Raw genomic sequence first — 19,161 nt, forward strand, 5'->3', positions numbered from 1 at the left:
ATATATTCAATACACCTAAAACTGTACTTATGCCAAGGTATGCCTGGGGCGATATGCTGCCATTCTTGGACTCCAATACTATTCAAAATCAAGGCAGAGGAGTCAAAGTAGCACTCCTAGATACTGGAGTAGACTTCACCCATCCTGCATTAGCACATCTAAATAAAGCAGGGCATTGCTTCGATGCCAGTGGAGAACATTTACAGATTGACAATGAATTTGTTACCGGTAATGATGCTGTGTTTGACAACAACGGTACCTCCTTCAGTTATCATGGTTCCGAGCTCGCCGGTATTCTAGCGGGTTGGTACGTAGGAGATGGAGATAATCAGTATCTAGGAATTGCGCCGGGCATAGATCTATATATATTTAAGGTGTCCACTTACGATAATTATATCGGGTCGGATGCTTATTACCATGCACTCGCTTATGCTGTTTATGGCTTAGATGTTGATATTATTTGTTCTGCTGTATATCCTTTTGACAGTGAATACGAGAAGATAGGATTCGGCCATGATAAATATAGTAAAGTGTTTGATGAAGTAGAACGAAGAGGTATCCTGTATTTCCAATGTCTTAAAAACGCGAATTTGGTAGACACGATTTTGGATTTCAATTTTCCGGCGAATCAAAAAGTCGCTTTGAAAATTGGAGCGATGAGTAAATACTTGTATGATGATTTTCAAGTGAAATCACCCTATGATTATAGCAGTGAAATAAACTATTTGCTGCCAACAATAGATACAATAATTTGTCATCAAAAAGAAAGCCTATTTAAGTTGAGCCCACTTAGTGCGAGCTACGCAACTGCTGTTATGGCGGGTATTGCCTGCATCATATTGAGTCGAGACAGGCTAAGTGCAAACGATTTCGGCTTAAGGTTTCACTCCGATCATTTGCGGAGAAATCTGAAGCATGCATGTTTACCTGTTAGCAACGTTGTATTCTCTTTACAAGAAATGTACTTATATATACCTTAAACCTAATTGTCATGAAGTATGGGTATTTACTTTTTCTGCTAATTGGAACTCTGGATCTGTCAGCACAAAATTTATTCAGAGATGCAATTTGGATCGAATCGAATATTAAGTTCACGCAAGGAAGGAAAAATATAGCTATCGCTGAAGATTCGATTAGTCAACAGCGTTTAGTTAGACTCTTAGCAGCTAGTTTGCAGTTGGATTCTCTGGGAATAGCCAATCTAACAATTGAGGATATTTTCAAAAAGCTTGCTGAGGGTAACCCCTTTATTACCAGTAATAACAGAAATACCAAGCCGGGGGCATTGGAATTTACGCGTCCAATTCAAAATTTTAGCGATAAGTATTTGGGTAATATAGATCAAAGCGATCTTTCCTCTAAAACTTTCGGCATTCCCCAAATAGCCGATGGTTTTGCCAAATTCCTAGTAACCAGAACCAAGGAGGAGCTCTCGATTTCCTTCTTTCGCCGGTTTCAGCATAAATTAGAACAACAGCAGGATTTACGTATCCTATTTCCAGCTACTTACGAAACGCTGCGTACGGCTGATAAACAGATTTACGCTTACGAGCGCTATCTGGAAAGCCTGCGTTATAGTTTTACCAACGACCTACAGCTGCTACCTACCCAGCTACAGTATTATTTACAGCGAATGCCCATAACTAAAGATACAGTAGCAAATAACGCACTATTGGATGTGTTGCAGTTAACCCAATATTTGCTTGAAGACCGTCAGGGAAAGCCTGAGCAGGAACGCGGATTCTGGGATTACCTTAATTACCTTGCTGATGATTCTTTTATTCATCAGGCAGCTCTGTCTGATACCGCTAATGATAGGCTTAAAATACTGAATGGACACCTCCAATTAAGCAAAGCAATTGCCGAGTCTTTTTGGAATGCGGAGAGGGAAATCTGGGAGGACCCGGCCGAGGTTTTTCGAGCGCTAAGCGATGAGCAGACTTTGAAAATTTATTTGGGATTACTTTACCCTAAAACCAAAGATTACGCTATTGGGCTTGACAAACAAGGAAGTTTAGTCACTTTTGGTGAACTACTACACGCTAAGAGTAAAGACTTGAATCAGCTCCAATCACTCAAAGCAGAACTGCTCAGATTTGTAGAAAACGGAGAACGATTTACAGATGAGTTCAAAGCATTCAAAGCATTAAAAGATAGGAACCAGGAGACAGATACCAACACATACGAATTGTTATATCCGATGCTGGAATCTATGTTCAATATGTTTGAAGCGGGCTATAGTCTTAGTCAACTGAGTGATCATAAAGTAAAAAGGAACGACAATAAAGAGGGAACGATAACACCGGAAATTTTCTTCCGATTATTGAGACAGCTTAACGAATTAAATTTACATATCTCTCAGGCACGCTACGGAGCCGGGATCACCAACTTACTCAGCGTGCTCAGCGAGGTAGGAGAAATTGAAAATGCGAAAACAAAAAAGGTTGTAAAAGAGGTGTTCCGCTATGGGTATTTCGCAGCAGCCGTAGCGGATGCTGATGATTCAGATGAAGTCGCACAGGCTATCGAAACATTCGCCCTGCCAGTCGGCAGTAGTATACAAAAAAAGCACAGCCGCTTTTCTATCTCCTTGAATGCTTACAGTGGGCTCACCTACGGCAAAGAATACTTGGTGGATTTGGAAGAAAACGATACTAAAGTTGATTCCCTGGAACGAGGGATACTGGCAATATCTGCCCCCATCGGTATCGGTGTCAACCTTGGTCTTCGGAAATGTGGTAGTGTTTCATTATACGCTTCCTTTGTTGATATCGGTGCGCTAACGGCCTATCGCTTCAATGATCCGAATGCAGCCGACTTACCCGCTTTCGAGTGGGAAAATATTCTTGCCCCCGGTGCCTACTTGGTATATGGACTGCCGCATGATATACCCGTTAGTATTGGTTTTGGATTACAGAGCGGGCCACAACTCAGGCGCGTGAGTGGTGATTTTTCTATCCCGGAAAGTCGTACCCGACGAATGGGCATTTTCCTGAGTGTAGATATTCCGATTCTACATTTCTATACTCGTTAACTGTAACATGATATGTATAAATACCTGATTACCCTGCTCACTGGTATTGTTATCGGTGCGCTAGTGTTTTTTGATTCTGCTGAAAAAATCCTTGATTTTTTTCTAGACCGCTGGCAAATGGCCTTGATTATTGCATTAGTTATGATCTTATTCGCCTGGGCTATTTATACATTTTTTGACAAAATTGCTCAAAAAGCATTGGGGGTTGTTGTTCCGGAGTATCCAGAACTTGTTGAAAATACATTCCAGGCGGTAGAGAATTACCGAGAAGGTAACAAGGAAGAGCTTTCTGAAAACCTTCAAGTACTACTAAAAAAAGTAGCTGCAAAATATGGAGAATGGCGTGCTAGGCGGTTTTTCTTAGGCGTACTTCTGGGGGTGGTTACGTTGTTGTTTAGTATTTTTGGTTCCCTTCTATTAAGGAACCAAAATATTCTCATTGCCACGCAAGTAAAAAATGAGGAAATAGCAATGCTGGAAAGAAAAATTGATAAAATTAGGGAGTCACTTCAAAATCAGTATACTCGGAATAACCGACCTCCAACAGAATTGGTTGAATCCTTCTTTGAACACGTGAATGCATTAGATAACTTAGGAGTATACGTTTCTAATGTTAGACTCTCTGGGATGCAAATAAATGGTGATTCAAGAGTTTCCGGTGATCTGAGCAATATATATATAGACAATTCGAACTTCCAGCACTCATCCTTTGTAGATTGCAATTTCAAGAATTCTGATTTATCTCATTCTGTAATTAGTAATTGTAATTTTTATAATTGTAACATGGACAGTATAACATTGAAGGGGGTAGACCTTGATCGGGTGGTCTTTCGAAAAACAGAGTCATTAAGCTTTTGCTGTGATGATACTTATTTCGGAACAGATCATGATGATACTCCAGATTTTAATGATGTGATATTTTTGGAGAATGAAGCCATTTCGGCAAAAGAAATTAAGCTACTCCGTAGTTGGGGTGCGACTATAGGCAAAGAAGAGGTACTTGACATAATTGACAGCCTCAGAATAGAATGTTCCAAGCTGGAAAAAAAAGCTCACAATTCTTACGAAGACAAGAATATTTATGATTATTGCATAATGGACTTGGAATGGTTCGAGGGGATATTGAACGATAAAAAATAAAAAGATCCAAGTTCCAAGATAATCCTCCAATCCCAAATTCTACCAAGTACTGTGAGGTACCTTGGACTTCCATTGCTTTTAAGACACACAAAAAGGTAACTCACATCAACCTCTTCACCCTCCCCTGAAACCCCTGCCAATAACTCCGCTTCCTGCGCTCATCCAGAAAGGAAGCCTGAATGAAACCAAAGACCTTTTCCTCTTGCGAAGTCAGCTGTTTTAGGATACGAGTGGTCTGTTGTTTCGTTAATCCAGCCAACTCACCCAGAAGGTGGAAATGCCCGAGAACACCGCCTTTTTTTAACCGATCAGGGATTAGGCCTTGTGCCAACGCAAAGTCAGCATCATCAATATGGATTCGACTGTTGAGCAGGTCGTAGGCAGGGCTGAGGATGAAATCTCCCAGAGGTGTTTCGCTCAGGGAAAAGTTTTTGAAGTGGGCGTCTCCATTAGACACGAGGTAGTTGAACAGGATGAGTTTAAACAATTTCAACGCCTCGACTTTATAGGCGGGGACGTGCTTTTTTAAAAGCTCAAACAACTCATAGTAATGGCCCTGGTATTTGTAATCTTCCCCGTGGGTTTGCGGTGTACGACCTGCTAGGGAGGCGAAATCTTCCTGGGCGATCTTGTGGCCATCGGCACCAACGTCAAAGCGTTTGGTGAGGTAGGCGGGGGCACCATCGTTGAAAAAGATCAAAGCATTTTCCGCCGTTTCTATGCCGAACACCTGGCGAGCAATTTGCATGGTAAGGTGTTCATTGGCGGGCATTTGCTCGGCGTACTTACCGGCCCTGGGGATGGGCTTGAGGATATGGGTGCCTTGCTCGTCGGCTTCGGTGAGGCGCAGGTGGTTTTTCTCTAAAATAACCGAAAACTTCTCCTGCACGCCAGAGATGGATATGCTACGCTGGTTGTCGGCAAATGGCTCTCCAAGGACACCCGTACTGGTGGGGGACGCATAAGGAAGAAAGGGCGATAGTCGCCGTCCGTTGAACACCCGCTTGAGTGCGGTAGCGCTATAGGTCGTATGCCCTGGTGCCAGGGTGCCGGGGCAGTGGTTGATCACGGGTTTACTCATGCTGCCGTTCTTTGAATGCGTACCGCGCCAATGGTATCGTGCGTTGCTGTTTGCAGCAATAACCCAAAGTGGTCTTCTTTATCGATCCGCAAAGCGAAACACACGGCTTCCTTGTTGGCCCCTTCGGGCAGGAGGTGAAAGAAAAAAGGAAAGAGGTGATCTGCCCGATACTCCTGCTGTTTTTTGGGCAATGTCAGACTAATCGCGGGCTTGTCGGAAGTACGCCACCAGGCATCGTCGTAGCGAAACACAAAGCTTCCGTCATCGAGCTGCGTGAGGGTGCCAGCTTCTTCGTTTTTATAGATCACTTTTGCTTGTCTCATTCAGACTTAGTTTTTACTTGAAAGCAGAGCTCCAGCCCCAAAGCATCGGCCAACTTACTGACGGTGGCCAGGGTAGGATTTCCCTTCCCGCTTTCAAATTGCTTGAGCGTACGCAAACCCACTCCCGAAAGCTCCGAAAGCGTTTTTTGGGTGACGTTCAACATGTCGCGGCGTGCTTTTAAGCTATTAATCAACTTCTCAAAGTGCATTATATGGCTCTTTTGACTAGTAAGATACGTTGATTTTGATAAAAAGCAATGATTAGTGCGGGTTATTGCACTTTTTGGTATATATCGGTGATTATTGGTTGTTCTCTGTGTAAATAGTGCAATATATCGCACTCTTTGATTGGTGTTTTTAACTGATTCGAGGGGTAGTTTTATCCCTAACTTATAGACGTTAAACTACATTGGTAAGCCGATTCATCCAATTCATAATTTCTTCCCCTATTTGTTTCTGCCACTTGACTACAGAACCGTCGAATTTTGTAAACAACAGCCCACATTCCATTTCCGACAATTGCTTTTGCTTATTGATGTCCACAAATTTTCCTGTAACATAAGGCTTATCACCGGGGTACAAAAGCGCGACTTTCTCTGCCTTAAAGTAATGGTGATAGGCGTACATTTGCCTAATGTCTTCAATAGAAGGCTTATTGGCTACTAACTTCCATTTTGTATCCAATACATAATTACCGTCTTCAGTGGAAATGGTAATGTCCGGTCTGATGCTTCTCTTTCTTCCACCTTCTGGTTTCCAAAAAAATCTTGAGTTCTGACCTTTAACTTTAAGTTGCTTGTTTTTCCTCAAACTCACCAATACAAATTGCTCCCAAAGTGCATTCATGTCAAACATCAATGCCAGCACATCGTTTTGACCTTTGCTTAAATCAGGATGATAATGCAGTAGAATCAAGCGGGCAATTTCGATGGCTTTACTGTAACCAATCGTTTTACGATTGAACACGAGTTGATCAAAAACCGATGCTGAAATTTTTTGATTGGGCATTTCGGGAAAATGGAGTAGCAGCGCATTGATTCTGCCAACTAATGCCGAATTAGTATTGATTATTTTAAGTACCCGGATGGTTTGATAGAGAATGATATGCAGTAAATGTACGGCATCATAAGTGGTGTTTTTGGTGTAAAAACGCTCTTTGTGTACCAGGTTTTTACTTACCTGTTTGCTGAATTGAAGGCTTCCTTTTAATGCTTTTAAATTCCCCTCGGTCTTTCTATATTTTTTTACCAAGCCCCGATGCAGCAGGTATTCTACTTCTATTACAAATAGTTCGAAGTACAAATCCAGCACGGAATTGTTTTGGATTTTCAAATGGGATGAGCTTGGTGCTTTTACATCAAAACCATGGACGTTTCGCAGCATGTCTATCAAGACCTGGTTCCATTTTTTCTTTTCACTCTCATCCTCCTTTTGTCGTTTGTCGGCTTTGGGAATCACACTGATTAAGGTGTTACCCACCTGAATAGCTCCAACATATTCATTGAATTGTATTCCGTTGCGAATTAAGCTGTAATACGGAACACCCTTCCCAAAAAAGCGTAAAAATGCATCCAGTTTGTTTTGGTCAAAGACCACGCCGTCCTCAAACTTTTGATTGAGTACGATGGCCTGGTGTTCAAATACGCATATATGTTCTCTTCTAGCTTTCAATTTCTTCTCCTAGTGCCTAGTTCATCAATAAGCGGATGGCTTTTTGAAAGGTCATCCCATTTTGAATGTATCTACTCCCCGATTGATTGGGACGATAATCAATGATCTGGTAAATTGCCTTCTCCGCAAAGTCTTCATTTTCGTACCCCGTAGCAAAGTCTACTTGATCGGGTTCATTTTCGGAGTAGACAAAACCACTGCCTAACACTGCTCCTATTTTGGCGTAATCGCCAAAGAAATATTCTTGCAATAAAGGAATGATATTGCGATAAAAAGATTCTTCCAAATCCATCCAATCATTCACCCGAATAAAATAGCTATGACCTATAAGATGGTCCCGGTCAAGTAATTTTTCAATTCTTCGATTGATGGTTTTTAAAACGTCTTTGAGGTTAAGTCCTTCAAATTTGATCACTCCCTCAAATTTCTCTGATGGAATATTCAAATCATTTACTGATCCCATATACTCATACTTTTTTGTATTCAAGATAGTCGCTCCAACTAGATCAATAAAACCTTTTTCGGCTTCAATCCATTGAGAGTCATTCGACGCCAATATTTTATTTTTCATCCAAAGCCTCTGAAGCATTAGACTCGGTTCAAGCAGTTCTGGCTTGGGCGGCATTTCGGTAAAACTGAATCGTCTTCTTAATGCAGTATCGAGTGCCTCTACGCTTCGGTCAGCAGTGTTCATCGTACCAATGATGTAAAGATTGGCGGGTACGCCGAATTTTTCTTTGCTATAGGGAAGCATTACTTTAAGTGCTTCCTCTTTCCCCAGTCGTTTATCCGCTTCAATGAGCGTAATCAGTTCGCCAAAAATCTGGGAGACATTTCCCCTGTTGATTTCGTCAATGATTAGGACGTAGTTTTTTCCTTGCGTAGTGTCAAAGTCTTTTTTGGTCATCTTTTGGACCACTTCAACTTTATCATTATAAGTGTAGGATTTCTCTTCAACCTTCCCATTTACCCTCTTCCCAGTCTGTTTTATGGCGTTTAAAGCAGACCAGTAAGCGGAGGAATTAATACCACCAATAACTTCTCTAAATTCATTATTAATATTACTAACACTATCTAAACTACCTATAGCTGCTTGTAATTTTGTTAATCTCGGCTTGGAAACCGTATAAGTTCTTATCCCATTGTGATGCTTGATAATGATATTCCCTTGCTGCGAGATACTGTCAATCAGAACAGTACCACCTGATTTTGTCTTTAATTCAACCTCTTCCTCGTTGATTAGCTTTTCTTGAACTTCCTCAATGAACAAATCGTAGAGGTATGAAAAATCCAGTGCTTCGGCGGTTTCTTTTGATTTACTGAACTTGGCAATGTCAAAGGACGCTTCAATACTAAGTTTTTTAAACAATCCCGGCTCTACTCGGTAAATAACTTCGTCGCCATCTTTTTCAGGTTCAATTGGCTTGATTCCCTCAATAAACTCTTCATAACTCATGCTTTGGTGAAAGGTGGTAAAGACGATTTGTCCCTCTTTCAATTTCTTGTCAAACTCCTCCTTTATTTGGGGCCGAGTCAAGCCAGAAATATCTACACCAACAATTGTAAGTGCCTCATTGATGGTATGGTAGGTTTTACCTGTACCTGGAGGGCCGAAAAGAATTTGATTTAAAGGCGTTTGGGGAGTGTTGTCAGTCATTACTAATCCAGGATTTATTATCTCGTCATCGTTTACTATTTCTTTGATTGGAGACAGGTTATCTTGCCTAGGCTTTGAATAATTGCCATAGAATTTAAAATCTGATATAGGCTTGGGTGAAATTTCCTCAATGGATTCAGCTAAGAATAGGATATAGGCCTTCTTCGTATCATCCTTATAATCTCCGAAGTTGGAATGAAAGTACTTGATCTTTTTTTCATCCCATTTTTTCTCGGATAGTTCTTTTGCATTGATCGCGAAATCCACGATGTTCGCTCTGTACTGTACATGGCCTTTGCTACTGTAATAAAGAGGGAAGCTTTGCCCGTCTTTTACTTTTTCTCTTAGAAAATTCAAGGTTTTTTGGCCACCGCTGGGCTTTTTACTATTCCAGGTTATTAATCCCGAATATTCTGCTTCTAAGTTTGTTGCATCTTCCTGCCACCCCGTACCATCAGATGCCATTAAGCCGATCACTTCCTCGATCCATTCAGTTCTGAAAGCATAGACTAGTGAGGAAATTAGATACGTGTAATTGTCTTGATTTTGGAGCTTTAGCTTATACTCGTCAAAATATTCTTTTAAATCATGGATAAACTTCGGAGGAGAGTAGTCCTTCTTTAATAAATTGACACTCACCATTTGCCTATGATTATCACTTAAAATGGTGCAATTATCCTGAGGTGATAAAAGGTAATTGAAAGCATTTAATATGGACTTACCCGTTATTTCAGCGTGCTTGAATTTGAATTTCACCAAACTTTCTACCCAATTGCCCATGCGGACGCTGGCATCCGCTAGTACTCGATAGCCATCATATCGATTATACCTTGCTTTGTCTTTAGCCCTGTTGTCACAATAGGCGATGATCTCAAAAAGATTGTCCTTAATTTTTTCAAATTCAGGATTGATTTCTGTTATTTCCAGAAACTGTGTATAATCCGAAGAAAGACGAATCAAATCCTCCTTCATTTGATCAGATACGTTCAGTTCCAACCAGTTCTTGAGTGCTAATTGGCCTTTTAGGAAGTAAAAGTCTGTTTCCCTAATAATATTCTGAAAATGCTGCCCCTGGATGGTTTTTTCTATTTCTTGCTGAGTCATGTGTTTTTCTCTTTTTCATGCTTTGGAGACATACGTGTTTCTTTATAGAAATCAGAATTTTCCTGATCCAAGCAGATAAATCATCTCAGATGTTAGCCATTACTTGTTCAGCTAATTCCTCCACGTCAATCACCCCCGTCATCAAGTGAGGTAGTAAAATTACGCTCGCTTCTTTCAAGAGTTGATTTTGTAGGATTTGTAATAGAATCAAAGCGAAAGGGGATGTGAACAGGTGGGAAAAACGTAATCTACCTTCTCACTCAATAATCCCCCACCGCCGCGCCTGGTCCGGATTATTCTCTGCTATGTAATCTTCTAATATCTTAATCCGCTTTTGGAGTTCATTGTTTAGTTGAATGAAAACAGCATCTTGTTTTTGCTCATCCATGCTGGTATAAGGCTTTTCAGGGCGGGGGAATTTGGGTGCTTCGGTAGTAAGATCCGTCAATACAAGATCTTGCAAATTCATATCAAAAATATCTGCTATTTGGACCAGCTTGTCGACGGGTGGATCACTTGTGCCTTTTTCATACTTGGTTACCTGACTTCCATTCACGCCAATTTTATCCCCAAGGTCATTTTGGGTTAAGCCCTGGCTTTTTCGCAAGTACTTGATATTCTTAGATAAAAACATTATTGAAATAAAAATATTTACAGATAAGAAGAAAAAACGTCTTAATTGTAAGGTTTTATGAATAAAAGGCAGTAAATTTGTATCGAAACAACGATTTAACGGCTAAATTACACCATAAGAAGACACAAACAAAGATTTGACCGGCAAAACTTGCATTTGCCGGAGGAAACCCTCCATGTCTTTAAGTAAGATACTCCGGGAGTAAACAAGCCAGAGGGCTTGCACTGGGTAAATACGATGGGTGCATTGAAGTTGAATTAAATCGAGTTATCCCCGGTACTTCGTAACGGGTTTTAAACAGCTTAAAGATAAAAATTAAATCCATGAGTGCGCCCGTAAAATTACCAGCGGTGAGGTCGACCATTCAGCGATGGGTGGAAGACCAGATGGTGGCCAACCAGGTGTCTAAGGAAGACCTGGCGACGGCCCTGGGTATTTCTACCGAGAGAACCACCCGTCGCCTGAGCGGTTCCAGTGACTTTAAGGCGGCGGAGATCTTCAAGATGGCCCTGCTGTTCGATAAGCATTGGTACAACGATATCGTACGGCCTTTCGAGGTGGGTACGGATGAAATCACCCTGGGAAAGGCCATTTGTCTGGCCCGCGAAGAAGGGAAAGATTTGTGCCTGATCGACCGCGCAGCAAGTATTCCTCCTCCCAAAATCTCCTAGCAATGACCAAAGACACGACTGCCATCTCCAAAGACTTACTGTCTGTACTCATGCAGCAGAATATGCTCCTGCTCCAGCAGCAGAAGGACCTGCAAATTGAGCGGGAAGCTTATCGCATTGAGATGATGAAAATGGAGTTCTCCATGCGGGCATCCTTACCGGCGGATACGCGACCGCAGTGGGTGTCTAAAGACGAAGCGGCTTGGCTACTGGGCCTGACGCTCTTTACCACCGGCCATCACCGACGAGCAATTGGCTGGCTACATGATAACGGTGAGTTGATCACCACGGCGGGTGGCCGCAACTCGATGCTTTTTCTTAGAAATGAAGTCATGGAAGTCAATCAACGCATCGTGGAGGGCACCGTAATTGTCCCTAAGAAATTTGGCTAACCTTCTGTAGTGGAGGCTAAATAGCCGACGGCTTTTCGATCACAAATTCAAAACACTGTAAAGAACTTAGAACTTATTGGAAAATTTGCGAACTGATTCTCAATGATTTGCGGTTCTGGCTAAGAAGTCAAAATCGAGCTTAGCGGGCTAAGTGAGATTTTTAGTTCGACGCCAGGTTCGAAAATCCTTGAGAATCAGGAAGCATCGAGCGATTTCTTTCGAATACTTCAATCATTCGTTTTTCATCAAATTAAATTTTCCAATAAGCTCTTAACTCAGCACGCCACGTGCGAGCTGGGCAAGATGATGCCTGACGTGACGGTTGCTGGCTGGGACTTCGGTCCCGGTCAGTACCTCACCAGGTAGGCTAGACCATTGTTCATTTGTTCCGATAAATCGGAATTTAACCAACTACTTACCTATGGGTAATACTGTGATCCTCGTTCCCAAGACCGCTCCCGTTTCCTTCTTTGAACTGCACTTTCAGTACAGTAAGAAGCTGCTCCGGCAGCACATCAATGACTATAACGCCCAGCAGCAGGGGCCAGGCGCTTTGAAGCTCAAACTGCGGGCGGCGCATATCCAGTTGGCGGAGTACCTCTTCCAACTCTACGGCGGGATGCTGCGAGGACAGCAGCGGAGTAGTAGTAGCAATCTGGCCGAGGGCATCCTCCCCGTGCTAAAGACCAGCAACGGAGCGCTGGCGAAACAACTGGGCACTTGCAAGGCTACCATCATCAACTTGCGTAAACGGCTGGTAGCGGCCAATATCATCGCTTACAAGAAGTGGCACGGAAGCAATGCGGCCTACGAGCTGGAGCTGAACGCCAAATGCTTGTTTCTGCGCGACCCCAAAGGCCAGCTCAACGCTAATTTGAACGACCTTTTTTTTGGTGCCCAAACAAAAACTTTTGACCATACAGTGTCAGGTACTCAGTATCCTGAGTATCCTGATCAGGATACTAAGAAAGAAAGAAATAAGAAAGGCGAAGCAACGGCTCCGATTGTGGAAAACTCAGCTCAGGCTGATGTAGCGGCCGTTCCTTCTTCGGCAAATATTCAGGAAACTGGTTCAGGATACGATGCCAACGTAACGGATTCCGCCTCATCCCGCAAGGGCGAAAATCAGGATACCCAGCCCCCCAAGTTGCGCGCGGTCCCCCCATTTGCCAATACCCAGGGAGCTGTGTCGCAGGGATTGCCCGAGCGGCTACCCGCCACTATGGATGAGGCCATCGGCTTTCTTAGTCCGGAAAACCAAACAAAGGTCCGCTACGCTGCCGGAATGTGCTGGAGCAAAGCCCTGGCCTCGATCTACAAAGACGAATGGTTGACCGACCGCCAGAAGGAAGCCGGAATGATTGCCCTGGCGGAATACATCGCTCGTTCGGTTCACCCGAAACGCTACGATGCCGCCAGGGGAGAAATCCAGGAGCGGCTGGATATGGTTTTCGAATGGGTCAATGACAAGCGTGGGCGCTTTGTGCTGCTGCCGCGCTACTACTTCGACCTCCGCAACCAAAAGAACGGCGGCTTCTCCGCGACGGAGCGCTGGCTGAAGAAAAAGCAGGTGCGCAACTTCCGTCGGGCGCGCCGGACGGCCATCACCAAAGCCGTGAATACCTACCTGAAAGCCTTGCAACCCAATAGCGAAGTCGACCGACAGGAGCTGCATCACCAGTTGACGCAAACCCTGCGTAAGAAATACGGCGCAAAGATCGTGGCCATCTTTGAAGACCGGATTGATCAGGCCATTCTAAATATGAAATAAGATGCCTAAGCACCGAGACAAAGCGACCACCGAGTTCGCCTTGCGGATCAAATTCAGGAACAACCCCGACACGACCTTCACCTGGTACCAAAGGGCGAAGGATGCCGAGGAGCAGCTCAGTATCTGGAAATCCTACCCCTACAAACAGTACAGCGGAGCGATCAAATGGGCGGCGATTCTGCCCGCCGAAGCCGCCAGAAATAAAGCCGACGCCAGTACCCACCTCTACGAGTACGACACCTGGTCAAACGGAAGTACCTGCTGGCTTAACCGGGAAGAGATAGACCACTTGAAACGCCAGAAAGCAAGAGTGTGATGACTTCATAGAATAATTAGCCACAGAGGCACAGGGACACGGAGTTTTTTTAATCTGCGCCTCTGCGCGACATAAACTTTTGGGAACGTAACCATCCAAATACGCCTATGCACAGAAAACTACTCTACCTGACTTTTGCTCAACTGGGCCGCTGGGCCTATCGCTACCTGGTTTGGTGGGAAAAGAACGTGCTTAGGACCTTGGATGGACTGGCCGATTACTTCAACGAGGACAATTAAAACCAGCAGTTCTCACTACTTAACTATAAAGGCAAAAGACACCGTGAAACGGTTTCGACCAGAAATAAAAACCTCCGTACCTCCGCGCCTCCGCGGCTTAGAAAAATGACAATTACAAACTAAAAATACAATGGAGAATTTTGACAAAATACGCACGAGCATCTTCGGCCATTCGCTGGCGATGACCGCCATCAGTAGCCCGCTGCCCAGAGATCTTGCCCGCAGCGAGGTGAAAATAGAAATAGCCTTTCAAGGCCTGAAAGCGACCATCGTTTCCAACGGGCCAATTACCCATGCCGCCCTTCTAAGAAAGACCGATACCAATTACCCAAGGATGCAGATCCGAAAAGAGTTGCTGATCCTCGAAGGGCTTTTCTTAGAAAACTACACCTCCTATTTGTCGCGAATGGCCGTCCTGGAGAAAGTGTTTTGGGCTTATCGCGAACTAGGACCCGTTTTAAATATCACCACTTCAAAACCTAAGCAGGATGTTACAAATGGAAATTCCTAATCAACCCGTCATGCTCGCTGAGTTCTTAGAAATCAGCCTGGAGGCATTGCGCAAGCAAATGAAAAGAATGGGCCTGGTCGAAGGCCGTTTCAATCGCTACGCCAAAATGGACAAACGGACCATCAAGGTGCTCTTAGAGGTTTACGGACAAGAAGAGCAGGCACAACACTTGTCCACTTCTATAGAAACGGACACCCCACCAAGCGGACAAACGGACGCTTTAAAACCTGTCCACTTGGAAACCCGCCAAACGGACAATTCTTTAAACGGACACCTTTCTAAAGAAACGGACAAGCAGGCCAGTTTCCCAACGGACATCACGTCTGTTAAACAGGACATACCCACGAACGGACAAGTAGATCCTTTTTCTAAAGAAACGGACAGCTGGGTAAGCGGATCGCTTTCCTTAAAAACGGACAATTACCTGGGTATTGATTACACCGAATTGTCGAAAGATGTCCTGTTGGCTTTGATCGCGATGGTAAGTATGTATGTCCAGATGAACCACACGGCACAGGTGGTGGGTGGCGAATGGCTGCAAGCCTGGGCTTACGCCCTAAGCATCCAATTTACGGGCTTGGCGATGACGCTTTACAAGGGCAGCCTCTGGTACCTACGGGTATTTGCGCTGGCGGAGTTCTCGATCAACCTGTTGCATTACCGCCCCTGGGCCTGTGAGTGGGTAGAAAGCGTGTCCGTTTGTGGTGGAGCAGAAGAGTGGACACGTAGCCTGCTCTTGTCCGCTTTGATCGCCTTTACAATCTATAGCTACGTAGAAATATTTGCCGCAAGGCGCAACGAAAAAACGGACATACGATGAACTGGATTTTCTTCGCCCTGTCTGGTTACGATCCAGACAAAGAGGCCCGCAAGCCACGCGCGAAAGCGGACAGCAACAAAAAGCGGATCGTAGAACGGACAACGGACCTGCCGGAAGACGTAAAGACGAATCCGATTACTAAGAAAACCGAACGCTACATCCGCGAAGACGAGGACACCCACACCTGGCAACAGGTAGACCAACAGACCGATTTCGGACAACGCAGCAGCACTTTACTGCCGGAAGAGATCGATTTCCTGAAAACCACCAAGCATTACCTGGTCGAGAAGGGTGAAGTTCTCAAAGTCTATTGGGCCACTGGTTTGACGCCCCGTGAAACCGCGCAACAGTTTACCGAACGGGGCTACGGTTACGAAACCATCCGCCTGTACTTCCGCCTGTTCAACCGCTACGAAGCCACCCCTACCGAACAGGAGAGGGGTTTCGCCCCGGAGGGTGGGTAAGTCTGGGTAATTCGTGGAGTGTAAAATGTAATTATCAGATTTTCAATGAATTACAACAAAATGGAATTACCCACTTACCCAGGTAATTGGTAGGTAATTGGTGGGTAATTCCGCTTTTAAAAAGCCATAAACATGCAGTATATCATCGTATTAACCATGGCCCTCTACTTCGTCGTGATGCGTATTTGGGGTCCTGTCGCTGCCTTAATCATCACTACCATCTGGGTAATCGCTTGCGTAGCACTTTACCTGCGGCTAGACTATCGCCGGAAGTTGCGCCACTACGGCAAGCGCCTGGAGAACATCTACGAGTGGCAGCAATCACCCACCGACAAGCGGGTAGTCGTACGCGCCCAAGAACACGAAGCGTGGATAAAACTATCGGGTAACAAGATGGGTATTCGGGTAATTACCCTCTTTTACCAAGACGCCCATAACCCCAGCGAAACCTGGGAGGAGTACACCGATAGGGTAGCGGCCACCATCGCCAACGACCGCATCCTGCGGCACCAGGAGATCGAGCGCTCCCAAGGTCGTGACTATTACCTAAGAGAAATGCACGGTCAGCAAGGCATCCGTTTTTCCGAAGAACCCGAGCCGGTATCTTTCTGGCGGCGTCTATTCACCCGCAAAAAGCAGCCGGTATGAACCAGGATAAAATTACCATCAAAGTTTCTAAAGAAAATCCGCCCAATTACCAGCGAAATACCTCCACTTTTGAAAGCATCAGCTACCAGAAAGCAGGGGAGGGGCCGGTAATTACCCACCTGAAGTCGGTAGGTAGTTTCTTAGAAAGCCTCCCACCCACAATTACCCGCTGGGGCAAGCACGCCTTAAAGCCAATTACCGGTCATTGGCTACGAATTACCATCACTTTCTTAGTAAAGGGTGGGGGATTGCTACTGGGTAATTGCCTGGTAATGTTGAAAGATCTCCTCATGCTTGTCTATTACCTGGTAATTGGTTCTTTAAAACTCCTCTTTACCGTTCTTGCTGGTGCATTTACCTCCTCTGGCAGAACTACCCATCCCCTAAAAACCAAAACCAAAGCCAAGCATTACCAACCACCCATCGATGACGAATGGTGGCGGCGTAAGCCTCGGCCCAAGGCTGCTAAGAAGAAGCGGGTAATTCGGGTGATTGTGGAGGTGGAGGAGTGAGGGTTTTTATTCAGTACTTGAAGTTAACCTATTCTAGGACTAATCAATTTTTCCAAAACTCCAAATCCATGACTAACTCCCTTACCAAGGCCAATATTTGATGGTAAAATCAACTGCGTGCGGAATTCTAAATCAAAAGCTGGCCTCAATATTTGGTGGAGGGCTATAGGGCGCTGGCTGGTGAGGTTGGTAATCTCAATGTCAAAACGACCTGGAATACGCCAGTGGACACTTTTGGCAAAGCTGATGAGGTGGCCGGGGATTATGCGGGCAAGTAGTGCTATCTTGTCTTGGAGTAGATCCAAATTCTGCCATTGTTCAAAGTTGTCCTTATTGAATGGCAGGTAATTATGGATGCGATAGGAATGCCATTTTTGATCAAGATGAAGTTCATAGTTATCCAATTGAAAGTTCCTTATTCCTAAGGAAGTAAGTGTGTTTTTCCACCTGATTTGCCATTCGTTGACTGCCAAGGTTTGCTGAACATCTTTCACCGCTTCTTGGATGGCTACAAAACCTGCCTGCCTACGATAGGTTCTATATTGCAGGAGAGGATAACGGTAAATAACTTTTCCATCCCCACTGCGATGATTATGAAATCGGTCTACTTCCCAGCCCGCCATTTCGCACCAAGCTCCCCTCCAGCGGGAAATTTCTGCTAGGGTAAGTGGTAAATCGAAAGTTGTGGTAAGGAGTTGTATGTTCATACCAGCACTACAGATTATTAATGTTTATAAAGTATCTTATTTTTGCTGTGGGATAAAACTAGAAAAGAATCCTAAAGTAATCGATAAAACCTATTTTTACAAACTACTTTGCTAACTATAGAATCATAAATAATGACCAAAAGTCTATACGTAGGATTGGATGGCGATAGCATAGGCCGCGTCATTGAATCTTTTCTGATAACCAATAATGAGGAGGCAGTTCAAGAATTTAGCAATAGGATCGTTGAAGTACTAAATATCATTCGCGACCAAGTGCTTCTTAAGGACGGTAAGGTTCTTTTTTGTAGCGGTGATAGTATTTTGTTTTTTGGTGATTTTGATTTCACGTACATTAATGATATTCGAGAGCTTTTTAGCGAAAGAACAGGGAGAACAGCATCAATTGGAATGGGGTATACCTTAGCAGAAACATATCTTGGATTAAAGCTGGCAAAATCCAAAGGAGGAGATCAAATTGTTCATTATGTTCTTAATGAGAAGGTATGAGGAAGAATATTTTCATTTTCACTTCTATTGGAGCAAAACCTGATCCATATATCAATATTATTTGCAATTGTGTAGATAAGTTTGGAGTTGATATCATTGAGGATTTTCATCTTCTTAAAGTTTTAGAACTAAATGAGTTTAATAACCCTGATTTGCTTGGAGAATTAGGTGTGCTAAGAAATAATATTTTGATTCAATTAAGGAAATTATCACAGTGTAGTTATCTTGATTGGGATAGGGATAGTAATGATTTTAAAACAGAGGCTAGAGGCATTGTGATAGATCAAAGTCATCAAGATCTTTACGGTAGTGTTTTAAATAAAATTCGCAGAAATGAAATAAAAACTGATCATATTGTTAGTGATGATTTAGCTAACTGGCTAGAAAGAAGGATAAATAATTCATCATACGAATTTATTACTGATTTAACTCTTGTTGATAAGATAGATTTCCTGAAGATAAGTATGGTTCTCCTTTCCAGGGATAGCAGTATTTACTACTTTAAAGTACATCGAAGATTTTCACATGATGAAGGAGATTTGATTCATAACCTTATGGTTGATAATAAAAAACTTCTTTGCGACCACATTAACCTAACCCCCAAAGGCTACCAAATAAATAAGCTAGAAAAATCGATCTCTGTTGATTTACTAAAAGCAAAGTGGACGAAAAGAATAAAAAATGGTGAAGACTTAATAAGTGTTTTAGAAGAGATAGATATAGAATTAGAGTCAAGTCGAAGCTTTTCAGGGGACGAAAAAATACTTGTTGTTCAGTGGCTAACAAACCTAAGGAGGTTCAATAAAAAAAATGATAAAAATTTAATGACAAATAGTGATTTAGAAAAGAAAGTAGCTGAAATCCAAGTGTCAGTTATTAAGTTTCTTGGTTCTTTTTAGCAACGGTCTCGGGTCTCCGTTCTGTTGCAATTGCTGTAAGCTTCCCAAAACTATTTCCAA

General features: G+C 43.4%; 22 protein-coding genes. 15 read left to right on the top strand and 7 right to left on the bottom strand.

Annotated elements, in window-relative coordinates:
- Positions 1-29 precede the first annotated feature (29 nt).
- Genes A3EU_RS0104410 through A3EU_RS0104420 form a run of 3 tightly spaced genes read left to right on the top strand, consistent with a single transcriptional unit; the run spans position 30 to position 4,174 of the window.
- Positions 30-980, top strand: a complete 951-nt coding sequence (locus A3EU_RS0104410) for a S8 family serine peptidase (protein WP_020534916.1) — start codon at positions 30-32, stop codon at positions 978-980.
- An 11-nt stretch (positions 981-991) separates the two neighbouring features.
- Positions 992-3,034, top strand: coding sequence for a hypothetical protein (locus tag A3EU_RS0104415; RefSeq protein WP_020534917.1), 2,043 nt, complete (start codon positions 992-994; stop codon positions 3,032-3,034).
- A gap of 12 nt (positions 3,035-3,046) precedes the next feature.
- Positions 3,047-4,174, top strand: a complete 1,128-nt coding sequence (locus tag A3EU_RS0104420) for a pentapeptide repeat-containing protein (protein WP_020534918.1) — start codon at positions 3,047-3,049, stop codon at positions 4,172-4,174.
- 100 nt (positions 4,175-4,274) lie between these two features.
- Here the strand turns inward: A3EU_RS0104420 and A3EU_RS0104425 are convergent, their stop codons facing one another.
- The 6 genes from A3EU_RS0104425 to A3EU_RS32485 form a co-directional block, all read right to left on the bottom strand.
- On the bottom strand, positions 4,275-5,255 hold the full coding sequence (locus tag A3EU_RS0104425) for a HipA domain-containing protein (RefSeq protein ID WP_020534919.1): 981 nt from the start codon (positions 5,253-5,255) through the stop codon (positions 4,275-4,277).
- On the bottom strand, positions 5,252-5,578 hold the full coding sequence (locus A3EU_RS0104430) for a HipA N-terminal domain-containing protein (RefSeq protein ID WP_020534920.1): 327 nt from the start codon (positions 5,576-5,578) through the stop codon (positions 5,252-5,254). Before A3EU_RS0104430 ends, A3EU_RS0104425 begins: the two co-directional genes overlap by 4 nt.
- The gene (locus A3EU_RS0104435; RefSeq protein WP_020534921.1) at positions 5,575-5,787 is read right to left on the bottom strand and encodes a helix-turn-helix domain-containing protein; all 213 of its coding nucleotides are present in this window, start codon (positions 5,785-5,787) and stop codon (positions 5,575-5,577) included. Before A3EU_RS0104435 ends, A3EU_RS0104430 begins: the two co-directional genes overlap by 4 nt.
- Before the next feature lie 190 nt (positions 5,788-5,977).
- Complete coding sequence (locus tag A3EU_RS0104440) at positions 5,978-7,249, bottom strand: McrC family protein (RefSeq protein WP_020534922.1); 1,272 nt, start codon at positions 7,247-7,249, stop codon at positions 5,978-5,980.
- Between the two features lie 16 nt (positions 7,250-7,265).
- Positions 7,266-10,010 (bottom strand): McrB family protein, encoded by a 2,745-nt coding sequence (locus tag A3EU_RS34145; protein WP_020534923.1) that lies wholly within the window; start codon positions 10,008-10,010, stop codon positions 7,266-7,268.
- A gap of 256 nt (positions 10,011-10,266) precedes the next feature.
- Positions 10,267-10,644 carry a helix-turn-helix domain-containing protein gene (locus A3EU_RS32485; protein ID WP_020534924.1) on the bottom strand — a complete coding sequence of 126 codons (378 nt, stop codon included), beginning with the start codon at positions 10,642-10,644 and terminating at the stop codon, positions 10,267-10,269.
- 323 nt (positions 10,645-10,967) lie between these two features.
- On the opposite strand from A3EU_RS32485, the gene A3EU_RS0104455 reads away from it, so the two are divergent.
- From A3EU_RS0104455 to A3EU_RS0104500, 10 genes are all read left to right on the top strand, one after another.
- On the top strand, positions 10,968-11,315 hold the full coding sequence (locus tag A3EU_RS0104455) for a hypothetical protein (protein WP_020534925.1): 348 nt from the start codon (positions 10,968-10,970) through the stop codon (positions 11,313-11,315).
- A gap of 2 nt (positions 11,316-11,317) precedes the next feature.
- Positions 11,318-11,707, top strand: coding sequence for a hypothetical protein (locus tag A3EU_RS0104460; RefSeq protein ID WP_020534926.1), 390 nt, complete (start codon positions 11,318-11,320; stop codon positions 11,705-11,707).
- A gap of 421 nt (positions 11,708-12,128) precedes the next feature.
- On the top strand, positions 12,129-13,478 hold the full coding sequence (locus tag A3EU_RS0104465; protein WP_020534927.1) for a hypothetical protein: 1,350 nt from the start codon (positions 12,129-12,131) through the stop codon (positions 13,476-13,478).
- A 1-nt stretch (position 13,479) separates the two neighbouring features.
- Positions 13,480-13,794 (top strand): hypothetical protein, encoded by a 315-nt coding sequence (locus A3EU_RS0104470; protein ID WP_020534928.1) that lies wholly within the window; start codon positions 13,480-13,482, stop codon positions 13,792-13,794.
- Positions 13,795-13,901: 107 nt separating this feature from the next.
- Positions 13,902-14,033 carry a hypothetical protein gene (locus A3EU_RS35230; RefSeq protein WP_020534929.1) on the top strand — a complete coding sequence of 44 codons (132 nt, stop codon included), beginning with the start codon at positions 13,902-13,904 and terminating at the stop codon, positions 14,031-14,033.
- A gap of 130 nt (positions 14,034-14,163) precedes the next feature.
- Complete coding sequence (locus tag A3EU_RS0104480; RefSeq protein WP_020534930.1) at positions 14,164-14,544, top strand: hypothetical protein; 381 nt, start codon at positions 14,164-14,166, stop codon at positions 14,542-14,544.
- The gene (locus A3EU_RS0104485) at positions 14,522-15,364 is read left to right on the top strand and encodes a hypothetical protein (RefSeq protein ID WP_020534931.1); all 843 of its coding nucleotides are present in this window, start codon (positions 14,522-14,524) and stop codon (positions 15,362-15,364) included. Before A3EU_RS0104480 ends, A3EU_RS0104485 begins: the two co-directional genes overlap by 23 nt.
- The gene (locus A3EU_RS0104490; protein ID WP_020534932.1) at positions 15,361-15,828 is read left to right on the top strand and encodes a hypothetical protein; all 468 of its coding nucleotides are present in this window, start codon (positions 15,361-15,363) and stop codon (positions 15,826-15,828) included. Before A3EU_RS0104485 ends, A3EU_RS0104490 begins: the two co-directional genes overlap by 4 nt.
- Positions 15,829-15,960: 132 nt before the next feature.
- Positions 15,961-16,476, top strand: a complete 516-nt coding sequence (locus A3EU_RS0104495; RefSeq protein WP_020534933.1) for a hypothetical protein — start codon at positions 15,961-15,963, stop codon at positions 16,474-16,476.
- Complete coding sequence (locus A3EU_RS0104500) at positions 16,473-16,988, top strand: hypothetical protein (protein ID WP_020534934.1); 516 nt, start codon at positions 16,473-16,475, stop codon at positions 16,986-16,988. Before A3EU_RS0104495 ends, A3EU_RS0104500 begins: the two co-directional genes overlap by 4 nt.
- 23 nt (positions 16,989-17,011) lie before the next feature.
- Here the strand turns inward: A3EU_RS0104500 and A3EU_RS0104505 are convergent, their stop codons facing one another.
- Entirely contained in the window at positions 17,012-17,695 is a 684-nt protein-coding gene (locus tag A3EU_RS0104505; RefSeq protein WP_020534935.1) for a CRISPR-associated endonuclease Cas6, read from the bottom strand.
- Between the two features lie 132 nt (positions 17,696-17,827).
- On the opposite strand from A3EU_RS0104505, the gene A3EU_RS0104510 reads away from it, so the two are divergent.
- The gene (locus tag A3EU_RS0104510; RefSeq protein ID WP_020534936.1) at positions 17,828-18,202 is read left to right on the top strand and encodes a mCpol domain-containing protein; all 375 of its coding nucleotides are present in this window, start codon (positions 17,828-17,830) and stop codon (positions 18,200-18,202) included.
- Positions 18,199-19,101: a hypothetical protein gene (locus A3EU_RS0104515; RefSeq protein ID WP_020534937.1), complete on the top strand. Its 903-nt coding sequence runs from the start codon at positions 18,199-18,201 to the stop codon at positions 19,099-19,101. Before A3EU_RS0104510 ends, A3EU_RS0104515 begins: the two co-directional genes overlap by 4 nt.
- The last annotated feature ends 60 nt before the right edge of the window (positions 19,102-19,161 follow it).

It is taken from the genome of Lewinella cohaerens DSM 23179 (assembly GCF_000379805.1).
Classification (GTDB): domain Bacteria; phylum Bacteroidota; class Bacteroidia; order Chitinophagales; family Saprospiraceae; genus Lewinella; species Lewinella cohaerens.